Annotated in this window: 20 protein-coding genes and 1 other RNA gene; 5 read left to right on the top strand and 16 right to left on the bottom strand. The window is 66.5% G+C overall.

Features of this window, described 5'->3' with window-relative positions; all coding sequences use genetic code 11:
* Nucleotides 1-289 precede the first annotated feature (289 nt).
* Both FHR77_RS03740 and FHR77_RS03735 read right to left on the bottom strand, forming a co-directional pair.
* Complete coding sequence (locus tag FHR77_RS03740) at nt 290-1,228, bottom strand: polysaccharide biosynthesis protein (RefSeq protein WP_167258882.1); 939 nt, start codon at nt 1,226-1,228, stop codon at nt 290-292.
* Nucleotides 1,229-1,572: 344 nt separating this feature from the next.
* Complete coding sequence (locus FHR77_RS03735; RefSeq protein ID WP_167258881.1) at nt 1,573-2,811, bottom strand: glycosyltransferase family protein; 1,239 nt, start codon at nt 2,809-2,811, stop codon at nt 1,573-1,575.
* On the opposite strand from FHR77_RS03735, the gene FHR77_RS16735 reads away from it, so the two are divergent.
* Nucleotides 2,747-3,586: an acyltransferase gene (locus FHR77_RS16735; RefSeq protein WP_424955526.1), complete on the top strand. Its 840-nt coding sequence runs from the start codon at nt 2,747-2,749 to the stop codon at nt 3,584-3,586. The two genes, FHR77_RS03735 and FHR77_RS16735, sit on opposite strands and share 65 nt — an antisense overlap.
* 90 nt (nt 3,587-3,676) lie before the next feature.
* Here FHR77_RS16735 and FHR77_RS03725 read toward each other — a convergent pair whose 3' ends face one another.
* Complete coding sequence (locus tag FHR77_RS03725; RefSeq protein WP_167258879.1) at nt 3,677-4,942, bottom strand: O-antigen polymerase; 1,266 nt, start codon at nt 4,940-4,942, stop codon at nt 3,677-3,679.
* Nucleotides 4,939-5,901 (bottom strand): glycosyltransferase family 4 protein, encoded by a 963-nt coding sequence (locus FHR77_RS03720; protein WP_167258878.1) that lies wholly within the window; start codon nt 5,899-5,901, stop codon nt 4,939-4,941. The genes FHR77_RS03725 and FHR77_RS03720 overlap by 4 nt, the downstream gene beginning before the upstream one ends.
* A 385-nt stretch (nt 5,902-6,286) precedes the next feature.
* Between FHR77_RS03720 and FHR77_RS03715 the strand changes: the two genes are divergently transcribed.
* Entirely contained in the window at nt 6,287-7,432 is a 1,146-nt protein-coding gene (locus FHR77_RS03715) for a glycosyltransferase (RefSeq protein ID WP_167258877.1), read from the top strand.
* 36 nt (nt 7,433-7,468) lie between these two features.
* Here FHR77_RS03715 and FHR77_RS03710 read toward each other — a convergent pair whose 3' ends face one another.
* The 4 genes from FHR77_RS03710 to FHR77_RS03695 are packed head-to-tail and all read right to left on the bottom strand — an operon-like array spanning nt 7,469 to nt 11,896.
* Nucleotides 7,469-8,938: a sugar transferase gene (locus FHR77_RS03710; RefSeq protein ID WP_341777208.1), complete on the bottom strand. Its 1,470-nt coding sequence runs from the start codon at nt 8,936-8,938 to the stop codon at nt 7,469-7,471.
* Nucleotides 8,935-9,816, bottom strand: a complete 882-nt coding sequence (locus FHR77_RS03705; RefSeq protein WP_167258876.1) for a hypothetical protein — start codon at nt 9,814-9,816, stop codon at nt 8,935-8,937. The genes FHR77_RS03710 and FHR77_RS03705 overlap by 4 nt, the downstream gene beginning before the upstream one ends.
* A gap of 41 nt (nt 9,817-9,857) precedes the next feature.
* A complete protein-coding gene (locus FHR77_RS03700; protein WP_167258875.1) occupies nt 9,858-10,448 on the bottom strand; it encodes an arsenate reductase/protein-tyrosine-phosphatase family protein in 591 nt (196 codons plus the stop codon).
* A complete protein-coding gene (locus FHR77_RS03695) occupies nt 10,445-11,896 on the bottom strand; it encodes a tyrosine-protein kinase domain-containing protein (protein ID WP_056053685.1) in 1,452 nt (483 codons plus the stop codon). The genes FHR77_RS03700 and FHR77_RS03695 overlap by 4 nt, the downstream gene beginning before the upstream one ends.
* Nucleotides 11,897-12,013: 117 nt before the next feature.
* Between FHR77_RS03695 and FHR77_RS03690 the strand changes: the two genes are divergently transcribed.
* The 3 genes from FHR77_RS03690 to FHR77_RS03680 all read left to right on the top strand — a co-directional run bounded on the left by FHR77_RS03690 (nt 12,014) and on the right by FHR77_RS03680 (nt 15,161).
* A complete protein-coding gene (locus tag FHR77_RS03690) occupies nt 12,014-12,766 on the top strand; it encodes a CPBP family intramembrane glutamic endopeptidase (RefSeq protein ID WP_167258874.1) in 753 nt (250 codons plus the stop codon).
* A 185-nt stretch (nt 12,767-12,951) separates the two neighbouring features.
* Nucleotides 12,952-13,392: a hypothetical protein gene (locus FHR77_RS03685; protein WP_167258873.1), complete on the top strand. Its 441-nt coding sequence runs from the start codon at nt 12,952-12,954 to the stop codon at nt 13,390-13,392.
* Between the two features lie 251 nt (nt 13,393-13,643).
* Complete coding sequence (locus FHR77_RS03680; protein WP_167258872.1) at nt 13,644-15,161, top strand: hypothetical protein; 1,518 nt, start codon at nt 13,644-13,646, stop codon at nt 15,159-15,161.
* Between the two features lie 341 nt (nt 15,162-15,502).
* Here the strand turns inward: FHR77_RS03680 and ssrA are convergent.
* The 8 genes from ssrA to FHR77_RS03640 form a co-directional block, all read right to left on the bottom strand.
* Nucleotides 15,503-15,880, bottom strand: a transfer-messenger RNA (tmRNA) gene (gene ssrA / locus FHR77_RS03675).
* Between the two features lie 96 nt (nt 15,881-15,976).
* Nucleotides 15,977-16,453, bottom strand: coding sequence for an SsrA-binding protein SmpB (gene smpB / locus FHR77_RS03670; protein WP_056053663.1), 477 nt, complete (start codon nt 16,451-16,453; stop codon nt 15,977-15,979).
* Between the two features lie 306 nt (nt 16,454-16,759).
* Nucleotides 16,760-17,674, bottom strand: a complete 915-nt coding sequence (ftsX, locus tag FHR77_RS03665; protein ID WP_167258871.1) for a permease-like cell division protein FtsX — start codon at nt 17,672-17,674, stop codon at nt 16,760-16,762.
* Entirely contained in the window at nt 17,671-18,414 is a 744-nt protein-coding gene (gene ftsE, locus FHR77_RS03660) for a cell division ATP-binding protein FtsE (protein ID WP_056055785.1), read from the bottom strand. Before ftsE ends, ftsX begins: the two co-directional genes overlap by 4 nt.
* A 207-nt stretch (nt 18,415-18,621) precedes the next feature.
* On the bottom strand, nt 18,622-19,728 hold the full coding sequence (gene prfB, locus FHR77_RS03655) for a peptide chain release factor 2 (RefSeq protein WP_056053657.1): 1,107 nt from the start codon (nt 19,726-19,728) through the stop codon (nt 18,622-18,624).
* 86 nt (nt 19,729-19,814) lie between these two features.
* Nucleotides 19,815-20,423, bottom strand: a complete 609-nt coding sequence (locus FHR77_RS03650; RefSeq protein ID WP_167258870.1) for a hypothetical protein — start codon at nt 20,421-20,423, stop codon at nt 19,815-19,817.
* A gap of 51 nt (nt 20,424-20,474) precedes the next feature.
* The gene (locus FHR77_RS03645; protein WP_167258869.1) at nt 20,475-21,389 is read right to left on the bottom strand and encodes a hypothetical protein; all 915 of its coding nucleotides are present in this window, start codon (nt 21,387-21,389) and stop codon (nt 20,475-20,477) included.
* A 194-nt stretch (nt 21,390-21,583) separates the two neighbouring features.
* Nucleotides 21,584-22,750 (bottom strand): cysteine desulfurase family protein, encoded by a 1,167-nt coding sequence (locus FHR77_RS03640; RefSeq protein ID WP_167258868.1) that lies wholly within the window; start codon nt 22,748-22,750, stop codon nt 21,584-21,586.
* Nucleotides 22,751-22,839 lie beyond the last annotated feature (89 nt).

Below are 22,839 nucleotides of genomic sequence, written 5' to 3'. Positions count from 1 at the left end.
CTGAACCCTAGATTTTGCGTCAAGTACCTGGCACGAACGGCGGCCACGTGGGCCCTGACGGAAAGACCAAGAAGGGCATGAACGCACCCGAGCACACGTGAGCAAAAGAGGCGGGAAAAGTGCTGGGCGACTCCCAAAGCATTCTGCCGCATTACGCCATAACCGACGTACCTGGTTTTGTCTTTCGCCGCTTACCACCCGACCTTGAACCACGATTTTCGCACACAGCACTACAGCGATGCTCTGTCCTCGACTCGTAATGCCAGGGCTTGGCAATCGCCACCCGCAACTACGAGAGTTCGGTCCGAGAAGGATTTTCCGGCCTCTTACGCATCGCACTTACTAGTAGCCCTACCTGCAGAAGCATCGAGAGGCATTCCGCAGCAGCGAGCATCCACGCTGCTCCCGACACTCCTGCCACTAAGGCACCTATGAAAATGCCTGGCAGGCCCAGTACGGCGCTCATCAACGACACTCTTGCCAGCATCTGGGCTCCGCCAAGTGCGAGGAGGCAGACGAGGCCCGTCACTTGTGCCAACACCATGGCAGTGAGCGCAAGGGCGAACGGGACCAGAAGAGCAGCCCCTATCTGCACCTGCCCATGGCTGAGAAGATCGGCCAGCCACGGAGCCAACAGCACGAAGCAGACTCCGCCCAGAAGAGCTAGAACTGCCCCAGCTGGCCACGCAATTCGCACTTTTCGCGTAGTGCCAGCAAGTTCGCCCGCCGGCACCCAGCCCTGCAGGAATTGGATGAGAGGCGCGTACGCAGTCGTGGCGAAGCGGAGGAGCTTGTCGGCCAATGCGTAGAAGGACAACGCAGCTGGGGCAACGGTCGAGACGATGACGAGCGGTATTGACGCGTATGCAGCGGCTACGACTGAGATGGACAGGCCCGCCGTTTGAGCTCGCAGTCGCTGGATCGATTCACGCAGATCTGCGCCACGCAGCACGGAGACACCTGGCGCCGCCGCCCTTGACGTAGCCGCCACACCTAGCAGAACACCGATCAAGATCGCCGCCGGGAACGCTTCCAAGGGAAGGCCGAATGAAAGAGCAACTGCGCCTACAACGTTCCCGACAACACGCGGACATGCGTCAAAAAGAAGAAAAGAAACCGGACGGGCGGCACCGGAAAAGAACCAGCCTGCAAGAAGTCCAGTGCTGGCAAAAGCTCCTGCGTTGAGTGCCGCAGCAGCCCGGTCCTGATCGACAACGGCGAAAGTCACTAGGACCGCGACTGCGAGCAGGGGGGCATAAAGGAGCGCCCGAGCTCGGAGGGATTCTACGTAGATCTGAGGCCGACCCGACGCATCTGCTCTCGCAACGTCCGTAGGGCCCGTCGTTCCCCAGCCAAATCCTGTGAGGATCGCAGCCCCGGTCCCCACCGCTTGCCCGACGGCCAAACTTGCCCAAGCTCGCGGGCCTGAGTGATCAATAACCACGGGTATTACGGACAAAGTGACGATAGCCGAAAGCCCGATCGACAGCCCGTAGACGGCAACAGACGTCCCATGGCGCATGTTCACCGGACGCTATCTCAGGTTCGTAGGGGCGATGGCCTGCGCGGCCACTAGCGCCGAACCTTCGTGGCAGAAAGAAGACGCGTTCGCAGCCACCGGAACTGCTTCGGAAGCGTCGACTTCAACCTTCCAAACTCGTCCGGAAGTGCGTATTTAAACGCAAGGGCGCTGTCGCCCGCACTAATGCCGATCATCTTCTTCGATGCGCTCAGTTTCCAGCTGCGGAACTCCGAGGCATCTGCAGCGCGGAAGGGAGATGGAAGATTCGTATCACCGTCAATCAGGGCCTTTCGATACGCCCGACGCATCCTCTTGCTGATGACTCTTCCAGAGCTGTCCTTGACGTAACCGTACTGAGGCTTAGGGCCAAGAATCTTCTCGGCGTCGAGCACACGCTGGGCGTAGATCTCACTGATGTCCCTCAAGGCTGGGGTGTCCAGCGCGAGGTTCCGCATGTCCATATTTAGGCGTTCACTAATGGCTCCGGGGTCACGAGGGTCAAAACCGCTGAAGTGCATGAGCCGCAGGGGCTCACCCGACGCGGGAATCACCAGATCCGAGCCCCGCATCTCGAAGAGGCGCTCGTGCAGGTTCCAAGGTCCGACGTTGTACCCATGGTGGCGAAGTGAATGTGCCCCGAAAAGATTGGCCCCCACATCGGTCCATTTCTGGTCCACGAAAAGGCCAAGGAGAGGGTAGATCAGACATTCGCGCTTCAGGTGTCCCCACCACCAATCGAGGAACGGAATACCCGCACGTCCGACAGCGCAGAAGCCCAGGTTGTGAACACCCACCGTCAGGCTGTGCACTTCCGTGATGTGGGTGACTTCAGCGGGGATCGGAGAGAGGAAGTGTGGGGTGAGCACGACGCCGTACTCATCGATCGCGCCCTCGAGCTCAGTGAGAGCTCCGATGACGAACATGTCGGGGTCAAGGTAGACAGCCTGCTCATAAGTGTCCAGGAGCAACTTGAGCAGCAAAGGCTTGACCGCCGTCGACAACTCGACCACGTCATAAATCATCGCCAAGCGGTCTATCTCTTGGGCGTCGAGACCCAAGTCTTCAAGACCCAGGATGCGGAGATGGGAGCGCGAGTGTGCCAGCTCGCCGCGATCAGCATCGACAACGAGGATTACAAGGTCTCGATCAGGCTCTTGTTCTCGCACACTCGAGTAGAGCGCCAAGGCCTGACCCAAGTAGTTTTGTGCAACGATCGTGCAGTAGATGCCCTTGAGCCCTCGACCCGAATCAATCACTGCGTTTTCAAGCTCGCCCACGATGCCCCTCACTTCTTGCTTACTGGCCGCAGTACAACCCGTTGAGGGTGAACTGATCTGCGTTCAGTATGCCGGTAGTTCAGAGCCAGCCATACGCGCCGCTCCCACGCACTGCCAGGTGGGATCAAAAAGGAAGCAGGAACCTATGGGAACCATCTCCTCGATTTTCCGTGAAGAGAATGCTGCACATGCGCTAGTACGCCTCGTAAACACGGTACTAAGTCGCACGTTCGCACGACTCAACGGTCGCTTACTTCGATGGTCGGAGTCGAGCGTCCCGTGGGGCAGCAAGATTGTCGGAACACGCTTTATTCATGTAGAGAGCGGGTTTTTTGCTTCGGGCCGGATCTGGGTAGAAGCAGTCACGAACTATGAGGGACAACGATTCTCTCCGAGGATCAGCCTAGGCAAGAACGTCCGTAGCTCTCCGAATTTGCATATCTCAGCAATCTCGAACGTCACTATCGGCGACGATTGCCTCCTGGGCTCGAACGTGCTGATCAGTGACAATGCTCACGGAGACTACGGCCCCAGAGGTTCGCTGCCGTCATCGAGCCCCGCTACACGTCCCCTTGTAGCCAAGGGTGGCATTAAGGTCGGGGCGAACTGTTGGATTGGTGACAACGTCGTAATCCTCGGCGGCGTGGAGATAGGGGATGGTGTCGTCGTAGCCGCAAATTCAGTTGTTAACAAGAGTATTCCGCCGAGAAGCATTGCTGCCGGCAGTCCGGCCAAGGTAGTGAAGAGGCACACCGCCGCAACGGGTTGGGTGGCCGGCCCCTTCTAACGAGCACAGTTCACAGCCGCTCAAACTGAAACCGGCACTTTATGTGGAAATCATCAACAGCAACAACGCAATGGCACTCTCAACCTGTTCCTAGGACAGCCGCTTCTTCATAGCTTGCGAGCCACGGCTACTGAGTTGACGATGCATCGACGGCGTCGTCGTAGCTCTGGCTATTGCCGCAGCTACCAGTATGGCAATCATAATGAAGACGAGGTTTCCTGTATTGAACAGGAACGCTCGCCAATATTCAAGGAATCCATATCCCAATGCCCCAGCTCCGACTACTAAGACTGAGGTGTACTGCGCAAAGTGGCTGAAGAGGAAAGCGGCCAGGGCCAGAACAAGCAGGGTGAGGATCATCCCCCACCATCCATAGCGAGCGTACGTGTCCGCAAAGGACGAGTTGGAGTTCAGGTTCGGCGCGATGTCGACCTGTTGCCCGTAGAGCCCCTTGTCGGTGACGGCGGCCCGATTTCCTTTTGTAGTCTGCAGGAATGTCGGGACAATAGCCTGCGCACCTGCTCCAAGGTCAACCGGTACATCTAGTCTTCCGTTAAATATGGCCCTTGCGACGCCCACTGCAACCTGGGTAGGTGACCCCACGTAAGCAGCTATCTGATATACATTCATCATTGCGGGGTTTTCAACCCCAAATAGGCGATAGAACCCGGCATTCCGCGTGTAGTTAGCTATCCCGAGCAGGACAAACATAACCCCTGCGACCGTTATCGTGGGAACGAGGCGAAGACGCGTCTCGGGCTTATTGTGGACATATAGATAGATAAAAATTGCCGTAGCCATGATCAGTGACAGTCGTGAGCTCAGAAGCACAACGGCCATCAGCAGGACGATGTTTAGACCCGCCATAATCCAAGATGATTTCTTCTGCATTGCCAGAAATGCACCCAAAGGTGCTGCAACAATAACCGCATAACGGAGTGTTCCTATACTGGAACCTTCTAGGAGAACAGCAGAAAGGTTGTTAGCCTGGCCCGTCTGAATGGCTGGGATGATCGCAACAACTCGACTGATCGTGTAATAGGCCCCCAGGACCCCCGCAGCTGCGATCACTGTCAGGACCATATAGAAACGAACCTCAAATCGAGGATCCGTTTCAGCAGCTTTCATGCCAGCAGTAGGAGGCACTGCCCGGCCTGCTGCACCCGCAAAAATGACGACAAGCAGACAAATAACGTACCAACCCCCGAGAAGAAGGACACCTCCGGCTTCAAGCGGGCTGCGCTCGTCGAATCCCCGGAGGTACATTCCAGTGCCCGGGATTAGCCAGATGACGAAGCTTGCCAGTACTGGAATCGCCAGAAGCTTAGCCGGCGTAAACAATCGTACTAACTTCACGCAATTCCCCTAGATGTGAGTACGTCCTGAACCTTCAACGCAACGTCGGGCCACCGGTGAGCATCAGAGGGCTGACGGACGTGGAATTGATCGCTCAGCATAGTTCTCATAGCGTCGGCCCACGCTTCCGAGCTCGACAGCTCAGTGACGACAAGTCCGTTCTTACCGACGATCTCCGCTATCGAGCCGCAGCCCGCCCAGTAGGCGACAGGACGACCGCAGGCTAGGCTTTCGGCCGCTGGCAGCCCGAAACCCTCGAGGCGGGATGGGTACACGAGGCCCGAAGAACCTCTGTACATCGCCGCGAGTTCATCGTCGGATACACCCGTTGTCGCCATGACCCGCTCGGAAACTCCCCACTTGCGTGCAAGACCTTCTACTTGGGCGGTCTCGGACGCAACCACGATGAGACGCGCATCCGGGGTGAGCGAGAGTGCCTCAAAGAGAACTTCGGCGTTCTTGTGTGCCTTGATGTTACCTACGTACATCAAATATGGATCCGCCGCTGAATAGATCGGTCCCGCGGGGTTGAAAGTTGCTGAGCACCCGTTACCCACATCGATCACGTCCACGACATCTGTCTGCAGCCACTCAACGAGGTGGTGACGTGACGTCTTAGAAACAGTCATAACGACACCCGCGCGCAGGATTGCCGGTTTCACTACTCGCTCGTAATACAGCTTCTTTAGGGAGGATGACTCCTCATCAACTTGCAAGTGAATGAGGTCGTGCACAGTCAGAAACTGTCTCGCGATCGTAAGGCCGGCGTTATACCCTGGCGAGTAGATGGCGGCCTGACTCCCGAGGGCAAGTCGGCTTGGGTTGAGCACGTCTAGGGGAGAGGTTGGCTTTGGCCCCCCTCTGAGCGCCGTGAACGGCAGATCGATTCGATCGACGACTTCCTTACCAAAGCGAGCGATACCGTGGTGGCCTCGCCAACGGTTGTCGACGTAGAGCATGCGTTTACCTAATCCCCAAGATTGATCCGAGCCTGCTTTTACGACCGACTTGCTCTCGGCGAGGAGTCCCGTCGCCGCCCCCCTGATGCCTTTCGGCAGTTCTCCCTTGGTGACGTCTAGACACCGCCAAAGCTGCGCGTCGAGACCTTGCTCCTCGCTAATTCGACTATCGCACAAGAATCGGCCGCATTTTGTCGCCGCGCCCATTCCTTCGTTGCGAGTCTCGACGCCTCAACCTAGAGTCAGCCAATGTGCCCGGCGCTCCTTGTGTCCGACGTCACTACTCGCTTCGATACCCTCCTAACGAGAGTTGGATTCTGAGATCCAGATTGGCACTCCTACCCACGCTCTCATCTGCCGCTTGTGATTTGGAACTATAAATATGATGCAGTCCACGAGCGAGCAAACTAGCTGGAGTCCACTACCGAGTGGCGAGATCGTCCATGAGTGGCTCGCGCCGATCGGCGGTTCGGAGAACGTCGTCGACGAGCTGTTGCTAGCTCTTCCAGAAGCTCGCTTGACGGCAGCCTGGAACGACGCCCCGGATAGGTTCCCGACAGCAAGAGAGACTGTCCTCGCGAGAACACCCCTGAGACGTTCCAAGGCGCTTGCTTTGCCTGCTATGCCAGCAACTTGGCGGTTCTTAGGTCGTTCTGATGCTAAATGGATACTCTCGTCCAGTCATCTATTCTCCCATCACGCGAGATTCTCGGGTGCAGCACGACAGGCAAAGCGTCTCGTCTATCTCTACACGCCCGCTCGATACATTTGGTCCCCCGAACTTGATTCGCGAGGAACTGGCCCCGGAGTTCGACTCGCCTCCTCCCTTTTCAAGGGCATAGATCGTGCGCGAGCTCAGGATGCCGACAGCATCGTAGCCATCAGCAATTACGTCGCTAAGCGCGTCGAGAAGTACTGGGGCCTGGACGCGGGTGTCATCTACCCGCCCGTTGAATCACAGGCCATCATCAGGGAGCTCGAGTCTCCAACTGCGCTCACACCAGCTGAGCAATCCATCCTGGAGGCTCTCCCCAGTGACTTCGTCTTGGGGGCGTCCAGGTTCATTCCTTACAAGCGCCTCGAAGACGTCATCTCGTCCGGCGCAGCCGTTGATCTTCCTGTCGTCCTTGCCGGCGCAGGACCTCACCTCCCCGTCCTCCGAGCGATGGCTGAGGCCAGCAGAGTTCCTGTCCACTTCGTCGACGCACCATCAACAGCACTCTTGAGGCGTTTGTACCAGCGCGCCACTGTCTTCATTTTTCCGGCCCTAGAAGATTTCGGAATCATGCCTGTCGAGGCCATGGCGACTGGGACGGGAGTCGTTGCTCTCGACCGCGGAGGGGCAGCAGAAACGGTGCAGCACGGCATTACCGGCGCGACTGTCTCCGACTTCAGTTCAGGCGACGTCGTCCGCGCCGTGGAAGAAGCAGCTTCCGTTTCGACGGCGGATTGCCAGAACGCAGCCCTGACATACGACGCAAGTCTCTTCCGCGACAGGATGCGCTTTTGGGTAGCTGAGACTCTGGGCTGAGACCCCGCCTCCTATACCGTTTTTGTCTGTCCCGCTCTAGTGAGCGTCGTTGCCCGGCGCGAGCACCGCTCGAATGGTTCGCCACAAGATAACGATGTCGCCTGTAATCGACCAGTTTTCGACGTAATAGAGATCGAGCCGAATCGCGTCTTCCCACCCAAGCGACGAACGGCCTCCAACCTGCCAGAGTCCAGACATGCCGGGCTTGAGCAGCAGTCGCCGACGTGCGGCGTCGTCGTACAGAGCGACCTCTCCATCGCGTTGAGGTCGGGGGCCGACCAAGCTCATGGAACCGAGGAACACGTTGAACAGCTGAGGAAACTCGTCGAGGGAGTGCTTGCGGAGCAGGCGGCCGATGGACGTGACACGCGGGTCGTTCTGTACCTTGAAGAGTGGCTTGTCGCTCGACCCCTGGGCCGCGAGCAAGGACTGCAGCTCGGCATCGGCGTTGACCCTCATGGACCGGAACTTCAGCATGTGGAAGTGGTCACCGTTCAGACCGACCCGCTCCTGCTTGTAGAGAACCGGACCGGGGCTCGTCACCTTCACCATGATCGCGAGCACGATCAGAACCGGAGAGAGTGCTGTGATCAGTGAACCCGAACCGAGGATGTCGAACAGCCGCTTCGTGAAGAGCTTGCTGCCAGCGTAGCGCGGTGTCTCGACGTGGATCAGAGGCAGGCCGGCTACAGGTCGTGTGTGGATGCGCGGTCCGCCGATGTCCGTCAGGCTCGGCGCCACGATGAGGTGCCGCTGCCCGGCCTCCAGCCCCCAGCTCAGCTTCTTGATCTGCTGCGGGCCGAGCTCTTCAGCACCTGTCACGACGAGCGTGTCTGCAGATGCCTCGTCGAGAGCGCGGAGGGAGTCGTCGACGCCGCCGAGGATGCGGATCGAGGTGCCCGGGAGCGTCTCACCGGCAGCACCGGTCGTCACGCAGGCACCTACCACGTGGTATCCCTCCTCGGGGTGCCTCGCCAGCTCACGAGCGATGTGCAAGGCAGTGGCCTGCGAGCCCACCAGCACCACCCGTGCGGAGTACTCTCCGCTACGTCGCTTGATCGAGAGCCACTGCCGCCACATCCAGCGCGAGAACATCAAGACGATGATGCCGAGGGGCAGCGCGATCAGGATGTACCCGCGAGCCACGTCGAGCTTGAAGAGATACGAGACGACGGCCACGAGGCCGAACAACCTCGCGGTGCTGTCCGCGATGTTCTTGTACTCCTGAGTGCCGCCGCCGAGCACGCGGTAATCACGGGTGCTGTAGAGCTGGAGCATGACCATCCACGCGACGATCAAGGCGATCGAGAAGGCGTAGTAGCTGACACGCAGCTCTGTGAGTTGGCCGGCGACGGCGACGTTGCTGGAGTCGAAGCCGAAGTAAGCGATCTGGACCCCGAACACGACCCAGTACAGGACGAGGAGGTCGGTGAAGGCGATCCGCCTCGAGTAAGTCCGGCTCCAATCGAACGGGACCACGAGATCGGGGTTCTTCGTGATGCTCACCAGGTCGCCCCACCATCTGTCGAAACGAGTGTTTGCAAGCCTGTATCAACCCAGACGACCTGGCCGGAGGAGCTGAGCGACACATCGCCTGCGGGATCGATGTCAGGAATGCAACCGAGCGGAGAAGCGAAGCTACGGGACGTCACGGGGATCGACACAGACTGCACGGCCAAGCCTGCGCAGTCGTCAGCCCCGGAACGAGCGATGAGGTACCGGTCGTCGCTCACGGTCACGTCGATGATGCCCGGCACGTCCAGGGGTGTCCACGTCCCAGCCGCATCGCGGAAGGTCACGAGGCCTTCACAAGCCACGGCATCCCCCCCGTCGGACGAGACGACCCGCATCGGCGAGGCGCACGGCGACGGTACCGTTCCAGAGCGGAGGGTCACGGTCGAGCCGTCGACATCGCTGAATCCGAGACTTCCGGCTTCAGCTGGGTATTCCTTCCAGAACTCGCCCCCGGTGAAGCTGGCCCAGAACTGACGATCGCAGGCGGCACCGACTCCCCCGAGTACAGAAACGCGCTCAGGTCCAGCGTCGAGGGCGACGACGGTGCGGACGTCGAAAAAGACCTCGACGGCTGACCAGGTCGCGCCGCCATCGACGCTGCGCTCAACGCGGGCCGCGACGTCGGTGCACGAGCCCGGGGTGGCGCGCCACGCCTCGGTGGCGCTGACGACCGACAGGAAACCGGAAGGCTCGGTCGACGTGGGCGACGTCGTCGGTGTGGGGGTGGGAGTCGACGTCTGTTGTTCTTCCGGGGGCGGACCGGAGGAGAACGTCGGGATCGGCCCTGCCTCGCGCTGCTCGCCGGGTCGGGTCGACGCGACGGCCGCCGCGATCAGGGCGACGTCGGCGACGACGAGCACCGCCAGCACGACGAACCACCACGTGCGTGTCGTCGCTCCCCCCGAGCGACTCACGCCGCAGCCGACCTGTCGGGCGCCCGGAGCGCCGTCACGATCGCGTCGACGGCTCGGTCGACGTCCGCCGCTGCCCGCTCGTGGACGTCGAGGCCACGGCGGTACGGGTCGACGATGTCCTCTGCCTCGGGGTCGTCGAGCGGCGGCACCATGCCCCGCATGCTCGCCACGAGACGGACGACGCCGGCGGGGCCGTCAGCCGCGGCGAGCTCTGCCGGGTCGGAGGCCTCGGCCAGGCGAGCGAACTGCTCGAGGGTGAACGATCGGCGCGAGGCGCGGGGCGAGAGGCGCACGACCGCGGCGCGGTGCTCGCGGGCGGCCGTCAGCACCAGGTCGGCGCTCTCGGCCAGCATCTCGGTGAGGTAGGTGGCCTGGTGGGCCTCAGGCGCGCCTCCGTAGGCTCGCGACATGTCCGCCGCCGTGGCGTCCATGGCTGCGCCGTCCTGCGCCATCGTGCCGGCACTCATCACGACGAACGGTGTCGACGAACCGGCGAGGCGGGCGGTGAGCAGCTGCTCGGCGAGGGGCGACCGGCAGATGTTGCCCGTGCAGACCACGAGGATGCTGAAGGGGCGCTCCGCGGTCATCGAGCTGCCTTACGGGCCTCGGCGCCGATGCGCGTCCTCTCCTTCTTAGCTGCCTTCGTCTCCTTGTCGTCCTCGATGCCGTAGCCGTAGGCCCCGCCGTAGCGGCCGTAGCCGTAGGCGTCCGGGCCCTTGGTGGGCATCATCGTCATGACGAAGCCGGCGATCGGGGCGCCGACGCTCTCGAGGGCGGCGACGGCACCGCTGAGCTGGCCCTTGTGGGTCTTGCCCGCGGCCACGACGACGATGGCGCCGCTGGCGCTCTTCGAGAGGATCGCCGCGTCGGTGACGGGAAGGAGGGGCGGGGCGTCGAAGAGGACGTAGTCGAACTGCTGCTCGAGCTGGCCGATGAGCTCCTGCATCGCCCGGGAGCCCAGGAGCTCGCTCGGGTTCGGCGGGATCTGGCCGGCGGGGAGCACGTGCAGCTGCCCGCGGCCCCACGGCTGGACGACGTCGGCGAGGTCGGCACGGCCGATGAGCAGGTCGGTGAGGCCAGCGGCGTCCTCGAGGCCCATGTACTGGCCGACGCGCGGACGACGGAGGTCGGCGTCGATGAGGATGACGCGGGCGCCGGCGCTGTCGAGCGCGATCGCGAGGTTGGCCACGGTCGTGCTCTTGCCCTCGGACTGCACGGACGACGTCATGACGAAGGTGCGCGACTTCGTGCCCAGGTCGAGGAACTGCAGGTTGGTGCGCAGGGTACGGAACGACTCGGCGCGCGGGCTGCGCGGGTCGGCCTGGACGATGAGGGGGCGCTCGTCGGCCTTGGGGTCGAAGGCGATGCCGCCGACGATGGGAGCGTCGCTGATCTTCTCGACGTCGGCCTCGTTGCGGACGCGGTTGTCGAGGGTGTGACGGAGCACGGCGACACCCACGCCGACCGCGAGGCCGAGGAGGAGGCCCAGGGCCAGGTTGAGCGGCACGTTCGGGCTGGTCGGCGCACTCGGCACCTGCGCCTCCTGCACCCGGGTCAGCTTCACCTGCGAGCCGGCCTCGCTGTCGGCGTCCTCGCTCGTGGCCTCGATCTGCTCGACGACGTTGGTGAGGCTCTGCGACGTCGCGTTCGCGATGTCGGCGGCCATCACCGGGTCCTCCGAGACGACGTCGACCTGGATCAGGGTCGTGTCGAGGGGCGCGCTGGCGGTGATCGACTGCGCGAGCTGCTCGGCCGTGGTGTTCAGGCCGAGGCTGGAGATCACTGGCAGCAGCACGATGGGCGTCGTGACGAGGCTGGCGTACGTCTTGACTCGCTGCTGCGTGAAGGTGTTGCCCTGCGCCAGGTCGGAGACGCTGCCGCTGGTCTGGGTCGACACGAAGACCTGCGCCGAGGCGCTGTAGTCGGGCGTCTTGACGACCGAGTAGGCCGAGGCGAGCCCGACCCCCACGAGCATCATCGCCACGATGAAGACCCACCCCTTGCGTAGGACGGTGATGTAGTCGCGCAGTTCCACGGCTTTGGTTCCCCTTGATCAAGACGTGACGCCAGAGACGGTCACATCGGAGCAATCGTGCCACATGAGCCTCGCTCGGCAGGGCACCGACCGTTCGCCGCACCGTAAGTTGACCTCATGACACGTCGCGACCTCGACCCCGCCGAGCACGTCCGCGAGCGGTCCGCCGCGTGGGACGTCCTCTACGCCGCCCTGGCCCTCGCGGCGGTCGTCATCGCGTCGAGCGTCGTCGGCGACCTGCTGCTGCGCTCCCCCGGGGTGCCGCCGCTCGTCTCGGTCGTCGTCTCGTACCTCGTCATCTGGGTGCCGCTGCTCGCCGCGGTCGTCTTCGCGACCGTCGGCCTCGGGCGGGCGGGCGCGCTCCGACGACTGGGCCTGCGCCTCCGCCCCCTCGACCTGCTGTGGGGCCTCGGAATCGGCCTGATCGCCCGCGTGCTCGACGCCCTGGTCAACCTCGGCGTCGTCGGCAGCACCGGCCTCGAGCCCGTCCCGACCATCGACGGCGGGCCCGCCGTGGGCGTGCTGGTCGTGACCGTGCTCGCGCGGGTGCTGCTCGCGCCCGTCGTGGAGGAGGTCTTCTTCCGGGGGCTGCTGCAGCGCTCGACGGCGAGGCTGCTGTCGACGCCGACGCGTCTCGACGCCCGGGGCGCCGCGGTGATGGCCGTCATCACGACGTCGCTCGTCTTCGCGCTGATGCACGCGCTCGTCGGCAGCTTCTCCCCCGCCGGCCTGCTCGTCACCCTGGTGAGCACCACGGTCTTCGGCCTGCTCGTCGGGACGCTCGCGGCGCGGACGGGGCGCATCGGCGGGGCGATCGTCGCCCACGTCGTCTTCAACGGCCTGGCCGTCGCCGCCACCTGGCCCGTCTGACCCGACGGGCCTCACCCCCTCTTCTGGGGGTGCAGCCCAGTTCGCCTGGAGGACAGAACGCGAACAGACCGGTCCATTATCGATACTCTTGAGTATCGAAGCGCCGTTTCACCGACGCCGCGACCCTCTTGTCGCTGATGCGCTTGAGGAGCATGATCCTGCGACCTCCGAGAGAGCTGACGCGCGTGACGACATCCTTCCCCTGGCGCCCGATCCTGGCGATCGCCGTCGTCGGCGTACTCGCTGCAGGCGGAGCCGCGCTGACCTTCCTGCCCGCCGCCTCCGATGCTCGCCTCGTCATCGAGACGCCGACCGACGGGTCCAGCCCCGCGTCCCGAGCCGTCACCGTCAGAGGCACCGCGCCCGAGGGCTCGACCGTCCGCATCTACGACGACAACTCGAACGCCATCTTGCTCGGGACAGCCGATGTCGTCGACGGGCACTTCTCCGCCGAGATCGCCTACGGCGACGGTGCCGCGACGCGGCAAGGCCTGTACATCGACAGCACCGACGGCGGGGAACTGCTCGACGCCGACACCGTGGCCATCACGCTGCCCGCACTGGGCGCGGGAGCACCTTACGACCCTGAAGGCCCCTCGTCCGCCTCAGCCGACTCCCCGCGCTAGCGGAGCCTGCGGACATCGGGCCTGATCACGGGCCGAACCACCCGGTCCGGGCGGGCTTCCACCCGGAGGGTGACCACCGCCTCCCACGAACCACCTGGCCACGTGGCGCACAGCCGCTAGGCAACGCCACAGCTGTCACATAGTGTCGCGAGAGGGGCGATCACCGACTGCCCCTCTGCAAGTCATCCGGGTGCTGGGCCAGGGCGACGAGCGATGAAGCTCGAACACCGATCAGAAAGCACCAACACCACGTGAAGAACTTCTTCTCCTGGCGCCGCGCGCTCGCCGTTCCGGCCGCGCTGACGCTCGCCCTCAGCGGGGCACTGCTCACCTCCACCGCCGCCCAGGCTGCGCCGGCCAACCTCGTCGTGACCTCGCCGACCGCGGGCTCGACGGTCGACTCGCGCACGGTCACCGTGTCGGGCACCGTCCTCGCCGGCGCCATCGTCGACATCTACAAGGGCGTCGACGCCAGCGGCACCCGCGAGACCCGCATCAACACGGGCAACGCGACCACCTTCAGCACCACGCTGACGTACGCGGTCGACGCACCCGTCGCGCAGAGCATCTACGTCACCGGCATCTACGGCGGCAGCGGGTTCAGCGACCCCAAGCGCGTCGACTTCACCCTCCCCGCCGCCGCTCCGGTGAAGTTCATCACCATCGACAGCCCCGCCGCGGGCCCCGTCGCGAGCCGCAGCTTCACCGTCACGGGCACCGCGACCCCGAACTCGATCGTCATCGTCCGCGGTGCCGACCGTGAGCTCGGTCGCCAGAGCCTCGACGCCTCGGGTGCGTTCTCGATCCCCGTCGTCTTCACCGACGCCGACGCGATCAACCAGACGCTCTCCGTCAACGGCCTCCTCGGCGGCAGCGGCATCGACCCGGTCACGCGCGACATCGTGCTGCCCGCCGTCGCCGCTCCGGCGAAGACCGTCACGCTCGACAGCCCCGTCGCCGGCTCCACCGCCACGAGCCGCCTCGTCACCTTCAGCGGCACCGCCCCCGTCGGCTCGACCGTCGTCGTGACCGGCCCCGCCGGTGAGCTCGGTCGCCAGAACCTCGGCAGCGGCTCGACCTACTCGATCTCGGTCACCTACTCCGAGACCGCCCCCGTCGCCCAGACCGTCACGGTCAGCGGCTTCGTCGGCGCCAGCGGCTTCGACAACACCGTCGAGCGCAGCTTCAACCTGCCGGCCGCCGCGGTGACCCCCGAGGCCGTCGCCCCCGCGACGCCCGTCATCACCTCGCCCGTCCCCGCCCAGGTCGTCGTCGGCCAGGACGTCACGATCAGCGGCACCGGCACCCCCGGCGCCAACATCGCCTTCCTGCTGTACCCGACCGACGAGGCACCGCAGTCGTCCGGCCCCCTCGAGGACGCCATCACCGACTCGGTCATCGTCGTGGCCGCCGACGGCACCTGGAGCTCGACCGTCCGCATGGTCAAGCCGGGCGAGTACTCCGTCGTCGCCCTCTCGTTCTTCGCTGACGCGAACGGCGAGCCCACGGTCGACGCCGACGGCAACCCGCTGGTCTCCGACCTCTCCAACGTGGTCGAGTTCCGCGTCGCCGCCGCCACGCCGATCGTCCCCGCCGGCACCTCGGCCACGCCCGTGCGTGCCGCCGGCAGCCTGGCGTTCACCGGTTCTGACGACTCCAGCCTCGTGATCGGCCTCGGCGCCGCCCTCACGCTGGCCGGAGCCGGCCTCGTCCTCGCGGCCCGTCGTCGCCGTGCTCAGCTGAGCACCGTCGACGCGCAGCAGGACTAGCAGCACCCGCCACACCGCACCACCCGAGCCCCCTCCGCCCCAGCAGCGGAGGGGGCTTCGGCGTGCCGCCCCCAGCCCCCGGGGAGGCGCGGGTCGGCACCCAGCCCCGCCCGCGACTCCCCCGGGCACCGCGGCCCTCGACGACGCACCACGTCGTCGCACCGGAACCAGGCCGCGGCGTGGTGCGCGGGCGAGAACGTGGTGCGCGAGCACCGACGGGCTGCGGCTGCCCGCACGACGAAGCCCCCTCGACCGGGGAGGTCGAGGGGGCTTCGGCAGGCCACCCGCCCGCCGGTGCTGAGGCACGGGGCGGGACGAGCACGGAGTGTGACAGCGACCGGTGGTGGAGATGGGGGGAATTGAACCCCCGTCCATCGCTGAGATTGCACGCATTCTACGGGCGTAGCCAGATGAGACGTTCTGCTCGGCCCCGACCTTTGCTACTGGCTTCTAGGTCGACGGGCCCAGCCCGAGTTGAAGTCCCGCGTGACCCCCAGGCGTAGTCACGCAGCGAGCCCTCTAGATGACGTCAGGGACTGGTTAGAAGGCGGTCACCAGACTGACGGACTTCATGTGGCTCTACTGCTTACGCAGCGAGAGCGAAGTCAGTGCGCTTGTTATTGGCACTTATTGTTTTCCAGAGATCGTTTACGAGATAACCCTGGATCCTCGGCCCGCTTCTCGTTCGCACACAGGCGATGTCGAAACCGATCATCCCCGTGAGGGGCCGTTGTCACACTCTGTGCTGTTGTCAGGAGAACCGTTCCGCGCGTTCCCGCGCGGCCTTCCAGTGTAGGCCCTGAGGGCCCGTTCGGCTACTCGCCGAGGTGCTTGCGGGCCGACATCGCCGACTCCGCCTCGCGGGTGGCCGTGCGCTCGCGCAGGGTCTGCCGCTTGTCGTACTCGCGCTTGCCCTTCGCGACCGCGATCTCGACCTTGGCCCGGCCGTCGCTGAAGTAGATCTTGAGCGGGATGACGGTGAACCCGCCCTCCTTCGTCTTCTGCCCGATCTTGACGATCTGCTGCTTGTGCAGCAGCAGCTTGCGCTTGCGCCGCGGCGCGTGGTTGTTCCACGTGCCCTCGGTGTACTCGGGGATGTGCACGGCGTCGAGCCAGGCCTCCCCGCCCTCGACGAAGGCGTAGCCGTCGACGAGCGACGCCCGCCCCTGCCGCAGCGACTTCACCTCGGTGCCGCTCAGCACGATGCCGGCCTCGTAGGTGTCGTCGATCGTGTAGTCGTGGCGCGCCCGGCGGTTGGTGGCCACGACCTTCTCACCGCGCTCTTTCGCCACGCTGTCTCCTGGTCGTCATGGGTGGTGCTGCCTGGTGCAGGCAGCCTGTCAGCATACAGGCTCAGACCTGGCGGAGGCGGGGGGGGGGGGCAGACCCCCCCCCCCCCCCCCCCCCCCCCCCCCCCCCCCGCCCCCGCCCCCCCCCCCCGCGGGGGGGGGGCCGCCCCGCGCCGCCCCCGCCCGGGGCCCGGCACGTGCTGGGGGGGGCGCGGGGGGGGCGGGGCGGGGCCCCCCCCCCCCCCCCGCGCGGGGGGGGGGGGGGGGGGGGGGCCCCCCCCCCCCGCGCCTCCCCCAGGCCCCCGCGCCCTAGACCTTCAGGTACCGACGGATGGCGACGTTGGCCGACAGCGCCGCGAGCAGGATGCCGATCACGACCACCAGCGGCACGACGATCGCGGTCTCTTGCAGGCCGATGAACGGCGTCGACGCGAAGTTCTCGACGAGGTAGCCCTTGACGAAGAAGTTGACGATCGCGATCAGGGCCCCGCCGGCGAGCACCGACCCGAGCAGGGCGGCGATCACGCCCTCGAGGATGAACGGCGTCTGGATGAACCGGTTCGACGCCCCCACCAGCCGCATGATGCCGAGCTCCCGCCGTCGGCTGAACGCGCTGAGGCGGATGGTCGTGGCGATCAGCAGCACAGCAGCGATCAACATCAGCACCGCGATGCCGATGGCGGTGTAGCTCGCGGCGTTCAGCACCGAGAAGATCGGGTCGAGGTAGCCGCGCTGGTCGACGACGCTCTGCACGCCGGCGAGGCTGGACAGGCTCTCGGTGAGGACGTCCGACTGGGTCGGGTCCTTGAGGTTCACCCAGAACGTCTCGTTGAGGTACGAGGGCTGCACGAACTCGGTCGCCGGGCTGTCGGCGAACTGCGTCATGAAGCGGTCGTAGGCCTCCTGCTGCGTCTCGAAGTACGAGCGGTCGACGAAGGGCGCCAGCACGTCGCTGGAGAGCTGCGCCTCGACGCCGTCGATCTGGTCCTGCGTCGCCTTGGCGCCCGTGCAGTTGCCGGTCGTGTCGGTGTCGGTGCAGAGGTAGACGGCCACCTGGGCCTTGTCGTACCAGTACCCCTTCATCTGGTTGATCTGCAGCTGCAGCAGGGCGGCGGTGCCGACGAAGGTCAGCGAGATGAACGTGACGAGCACGACCGAGATGACCATCGAGGCGTTGCGGCGCAGGCCGCTGCCGACCTCGCTGAGGACGAGTCCGAGCCTCATGCGTCCGCTCCCCTCGTGCTGAGGTCCTCGACCCCGATCGCCTGGATGGGCACCGCCTGGGTCTGGTAGCCGCCCTGGCGCTCGTCGCGGAGGATGTTGCCGCCCGACAGCTCGATCACGCGGCGCTGCATCTGGTCGACGATGCCGGCGTCGTGCGTGGCCATGATCACGGTCGTGCCGCCGGCGTTGATGCGCTCGAGGAGGGTCATGATGCCCGCGCTGGTCGAGGGGTCGAGGTTTCCCGTCGGCTCGTCGGCCAGCAGGATCGACGGCTTGTTGACGATGGCGCGCGCGATCGCGACGCGCTGCTGCTCACCGCCCGAGAGCTCGTGCGGCAGGCGCTGCTGCTTGCCCACGAGGCCCACCATCTTGAGCACGTCGGGCACCGCCTCCTGGATGAAGCCCTTGCTCTTGCCGATCACCTGCAGGCTGAACGCGACGTTGTCGAACACGCTCTTCTGCGGCAGCAGGCGGAAGTCCTGGAAGACGACGCCGAGGTTGCGGCGGAAGTACGGCACCTTGCGGCTCGACAGCGTGCTGAGCTTCTGGCCGAGCACGTGGATCTGGCCGGTGCTCGGCTTCTCCTCCTTCAGCACGAGGCGCAGGAAGCTGGACTTGCCGGAGCCGCTCGCCCCGACGAGGAAGACGAACTCGCCCTTGAGGATCTCGAGGGTGACCGAGTTCAGCGCAGGCCGGGGGTTGCCGGAATAGACCTTGGTGACTTCATCGAATCGGATCATGACGGGGATCACCCTAAGCCGAGGCCGCGCCCATCGAGGCAGCGACTCGCTGCGCCGCCCCGCCCGCGGCGGCTATGGATCCGCTGACAGGCAGGAGTCGCGGGTCGGCCCGCCCGCGCGACGCCTGTCGCGCAGACCCGGACGTCGCCGCCCGGCTCAGCTGTCGCGGGCGCTCAGCTGTCGCCCGGGCTCAACGGTCGCGGGCGCTCAGCTGTCGTCGCGCTTGCGCCAGCGGATGCCGGCCGAGATGAAGCCGTCGAGGTCGCCGTCGAAGACGTTGGACGGGTTGTTCACCTCGTGCTCGCTCCGGAGGTCCTTCACCATCTGGTACGGCGCGAGGACGTAGCTGCGGATCTGGTCGCCCCAGCTGGCCGTGATGGTGCCCGCCAGCTCCTTCTTCTTCGCGTTCTCCGCCTCCTTCTGGAGCAGGAGGAGGCGCGACTGCAGCACGCGCATGGCGGCGGCGCGGTTCTGGATCTGGCTCTTCTCGTTCTGCATCGAGACGACCGTGCCGGTGGGGATGTGGGTCAGGCGCACGGCGGAGTCGGTCGTGTTGACGCTCTGGCCGCCGGGGCCCGACGAGCGGAACACGTCGACGCGGATCTCGTTCTCGGGGATGTCGATCGACTCGGTCTCCTCCATGAGCGGGATCACCTCGACCGCGGCGAAGCTGGTCTGGCGCTTGCCCGCGGCGCCGAAGGGGCTCATGCGCACGAGGCGGTGCGTGCCGGCCTCGACGCTGAGCGTGCCGAAGGCGTAGGGAGCGTCGATCTCGAAGGTCGCGCTCTTGATGCCCGCCTCCTCGGCGTAGCTGGTGTCCATCACGGTGGCCGACATGCCGTGCTTCTCGGCGTAGCGGAGGTACATGCGCAGCAGCATCTCGGCGAAGTCGGCGGCGTCGACGCCGCCGGCGCCGGCGCGGATGGTGATGACGGCGGGGCGCGGGTCGTACTCGCCGTCGAGGAGGGTCTGCACCTCGAGGGTGTCCATCATCTTCTGGAGCGCCTTCAGCTCGACCTGCGCCTCGTCGGCGCTCTCCTGGTCGTCGCCGTCGTTGGCCATCTCGACGAGCACCTCGAGGTCGTCGAGCCGCTGCTCGGTGGTCTCGAGCTTCTCGAGCTCCGACTGGCGGTGGCTGAGGGCGCTGGTGACCTTCTGCGCGTTCTCCGTGTCGTCCCACAGGTCGGGGGCCGAGGCCTGCTCGCTGAGCTGGGCGATCTCCGCGACGAGGCGGTCCTGGCCGATCACCGCACGGATGTCCTCGAACGTGGCCCGGAGGGCGGCAATCTGCTCAGAGAAGTCCAGTGCGATCATGGTGCCCGAGCTTACCGGCCCGGGGCGCGAGGGGCGTGCGGGGCCTGCCGGGCCCGCTGGGCCTGCCGGGCTCGCCGGGCCACGACTCAGCGACGGGTGCGGGCCACGCCCGCCTCGCGGAGGGCGACGTCGGCGAGCGCCCGCACCACGGCGGGCTCCCCCGCGCGCCAGTCGGCGACCGGGTCGGGCGACACGGCGAGCGCCGCGCGGGCGTCGCGGCCGGTGAGGGCGCGCAGCGCGAGCAGCTCCTCGCCGCCGGGCGTCGCGAGCAGCGACCGGGTCGAGGAGGCGCGGCGCACGAACCCGACGCGCCCGCGCAGCCACACCCACAGCACGACGACGCTCGGCACCCCCGCGACGACGAGGCCGGCCACGAGGGAGGCGCGGGCCACGCCCTCCTGCTGCTGGCGGCCGGCGTCGGCGAGGGAGCCGCCCGCCCCGCTCGCCCCGTCGAAGGGCGCGCTGGCCGCGCCCCCGACGAGCGGCAGGTCGCCCAGGGTGCGCGAGGCGTCCTGCATGGCTCCCTGGAAGCCGGCCCCCGCCTCCTCGAGCTGGCGGCCGAGGTCGGCGAACCCGGCGATGAACTGCGCGATGGCGACGCCCACCACGACGAAGACGACGACGAGCCCCACGGCGACGAGGTCGCCCGCCACCTGCCGGGCACGGACCACGGGCGACGACGAGTAGATCTGCATGCCCCCAGTGTGTCCGCGCCGACCGCTCGCGGGCCGTCGGCCCCGGGAGCGTCACCCCCGGTCACGGAGATCCCGGGCGAGGCGCGCGAGGAAGGCGCCCGCCTGCGGCGCTGCGAGATGGTCGTCGGTGACGCGATGGTAGGCCCACCCGTCGTCGAGGAAACGGGCGGACCGCTCGATGTCGCGCCGCCACTGGCCGCGGTCGGAACGGTGGTGGTCGCCCTCGTACTCGACGGCGATCTTCTCCCGCCCGTAGCTCAGGTCGGGTGTCCCGAGCCACCGTCCGTCACGAGTCCGGCGGGCGACGTTGATCTCGGGTTCGGGCAGCCCGTGCCGCACGATGAGCAGCCGCAGCGACGTCTCCCTCGGCGACACCACTCCCGGTCTGATGAGCGACAGTGCCCCCGAGAGCAGGGCGCGACCCGGGCGTGTCCGCTGCCGTGCGACGGCCACCGCCGCGGAGAGGGTCTCGATCGGCAGCTCTCGTGCCTCGGGGTGCGGGCTCCAGGAGCCCGCGAGGGCGTCCCCGACCTGGACCAGCTCGTCCAGGCCGAGGATCGTGGCTGCCTGGACCCACGCCTCCACCGGTGCGGCCACCGGGCAGCCCTCGACCCGGCTGCGGGGCGTGCCCTCCTGCGCGCGGTGCCCCGCGACTCCGGCTCGTCGCCGCTGCCGACTCACCGTCGCGGCCACGTGGAGCGACTCGAGCTCTCGTCGACGAGGCAGGGGCAGCCCCCAGAGCTGGAGGGCGGTCACGTGGCTGAAGAACTCGTCGTCACGGAGCAGGGGCAGGAGGCACCGGGCTCGCTCCACGGTCGACGCCGGTGGACGAGGAGACCGCACGCCCCAGTAGGGGACGAAAAGCCCGTCGCCCCGCAGCCGGTCGAGCGTGACGCCGAGGCGCACGGCCTCGCGTCGCGAGAACGGGCGGGTCGACAGCGGAGCGGGGAGGGCGGACCGAGGCATGTCCGACCTTCTCGCTCAGCGCTGGCCCCCGCTCCCGACCATCACCCGTCCGTGGACCACCGACCCGCCTCCCCTCTGTGGAGGACGCCCCTCTGGGCGCGCCTCCCTCGTCAGTTGCCGATTTGAGGGGCTGCAGCGCCGTCTTAGCCCCCCAAAACGGCAACTGACGACGCCGAGGGAGGTGGGTGAGGTCGCTAGCGGGCGCCGAGGGCGGGGGCGCGGTCGGCGTAGCCGGCGCGGGTCGCGCGGGCGACGGCCTCCGGCAGCGCCGCGAGCAGCGCGTCGACGTCGGCGTCGGTGCTCGTGTGCCCGACGGTCATGCGGAGCGCGCCCCGCGCCTCCTCGGCCGTGAGCCCCATCGAGAGCAGCACGTGGGACGGCTCCGGGATGCCCGCCTGGCACGCCGACCCGGTCGACACCGCGACCCCGGCCGCGTCGAGCAGGAAGAGCAGCGAGTCGCCCTCGCACCCGGGGAAGGTGAAGTGCGCGTTGCCGGGCAGCCGGTCGACCGGGTCGCCCCGCAGCACCGCGCCCGGCACGGCACGCAGCACGCCCTCGACGAGCCGGTCGCGCAGCGGCTCGTACGGCTGGTGAGGCTGCTCAGCTGCGACAGCGAACGCGGCGGCGGCCGGGGCGTCCTGCGTGCCCGACCGCACCTGGCGCTGCTGCCCCCCGCCGTGGATGAGCGGCACGACGGTCGCCGAGCGCGCCAGCACGAGCGCGCCGATGCCGATCGGACCGCCGATCTTGTGGGCGCTGACGCTCAGCGCGGCGAGGCCCGTCGACCGGAAGTCGATCGGCACCTGGCCGTAGGCCGCCACCGCGTCGCAGTGCACCGGCACGCCGTGGGCCGCGGCGAGCGCGACGACCTCGTCGACCGGCTGCATCGTGCCGACCTCGTTGTTCGCCCAGAGCAGCGTGACCAGCGCGACGTCGTCGTGCTCGTCGAGGGCCGCGGCGAGCGCGTCGAGCCGCACACGGCCGAGCTCGTCGAGCGGGATCGTCGTGACGACGGCTCCTTCGTAGCGCTCGAGCCACTCGACGGTGTCGACGGTGGCGTGGTGCTCCCCTCCGGGGACGAGGAGTCGCGGGCGCGGCCGGTCGGACTGCCGCGCCCACCAGAGCCCCTTCACCCCGAGGTTGACGGACTCGGTGCCCCCGGAGGTGAAGACCACCTCGATCGGGTCGCAGCCCAGGGTCGCCGCGACGCGCTCCCGGGACTCCTCGAGCAGCCGCTTCGCGCCCTGGCCGGCGGAGTGGATGGACGACGGGTTGCCGACGGTGCCGAGCGCCGCCGTGTAGGCCGCGAGCGCGGCCGGGTGCAGCGGCGTGGTGGCGGCGTGGTCGAGGTAGACGCTCATGCCCGGCTCCTCCTGCTCTCGGCGCGACGGTTCTCGGTGCGACGCCCGGTCGGGCGACGCCCGGATCGGCGCTCCCGCCTCTCGGGGGG

It is taken from the genome of Frigoribacterium endophyticum (assembly GCF_011759585.1).
GTDB lineage: Bacteria > Actinomycetota > Actinomycetes > Actinomycetales > Microbacteriaceae > Frigoribacterium > Frigoribacterium endophyticum.
Note: the sequence above shows the minus strand (reverse complement) of the source record. Positions and strands in the feature narration are given on the sequence as shown.

Excerpts from the sequence above, each read along its gene's own strand:
- FHR77_RS03700 (WP_167258875.1), bottom strand. The coding sequence starts at position 10,448 with ATGACCGCGGAGCGCCCCTTCAGCATCCTCGTGGTCTGCACGGGCAAC.
- FHR77_RS03645 (WP_167258869.1), bottom strand. The coding sequence starts at position 21,389 with ATGCCTCGGTCCGCCCTCCCCGCTCCGCTGTCGACCCGCCCGTTCTCG.
- FHR77_RS16735 (WP_424955526.1), top strand. The coding sequence starts at position 2,747 with ATGCCCTTGAGCCCTCGACCCGAATCAATCACTGCGTTTTCAAGCTCG.
- FHR77_RS03650 (WP_167258870.1), bottom strand. The coding sequence starts at position 20,423 with ATGCAGATCTACTCGTCGTCGCCCGTGGTCCGTGCCCGGCAGGTGGCG.
- prfB (WP_056053657.1), bottom strand. The coding sequence starts at position 19,728 with ATGATCGCACTGGACTTCTCTGAGCAGATTGCCGCCCTCCGGGCCACG.
- FHR77_RS03640 (WP_167258868.1), bottom strand. The coding sequence starts at position 22,750 with ATGAGCGTCTACCTCGACCACGCCGCCACCACGCCGCTGCACCCGGCC.
- FHR77_RS03715 (WP_167258877.1), top strand. The coding sequence starts at position 6,287 with ATGCAGTCCACGAGCGAGCAAACTAGCTGGAGTCCACTACCGAGTGGC.
- ftsX (WP_167258871.1), bottom strand. The coding sequence starts at position 17,674 with ATGAGGCTCGGACTCGTCCTCAGCGAGGTCGGCAGCGGCCTGCGCCGC.
- ftsE (WP_056055785.1), bottom strand. The coding sequence starts at position 18,414 with ATGATCCGATTCGATGAAGTCACCAAGGTCTATTCCGGCAACCCCCGG.
- FHR77_RS03690 (WP_167258874.1), top strand. The coding sequence starts at position 12,014 with ATGACACGTCGCGACCTCGACCCCGCCGAGCACGTCCGCGAGCGGTCC.
- FHR77_RS03720 (WP_167258878.1), bottom strand. The coding sequence starts at position 5,901 with ATGCTCTACGTCGACAACCGTTGGCGAGGCCACCACGGTATCGCTCGC.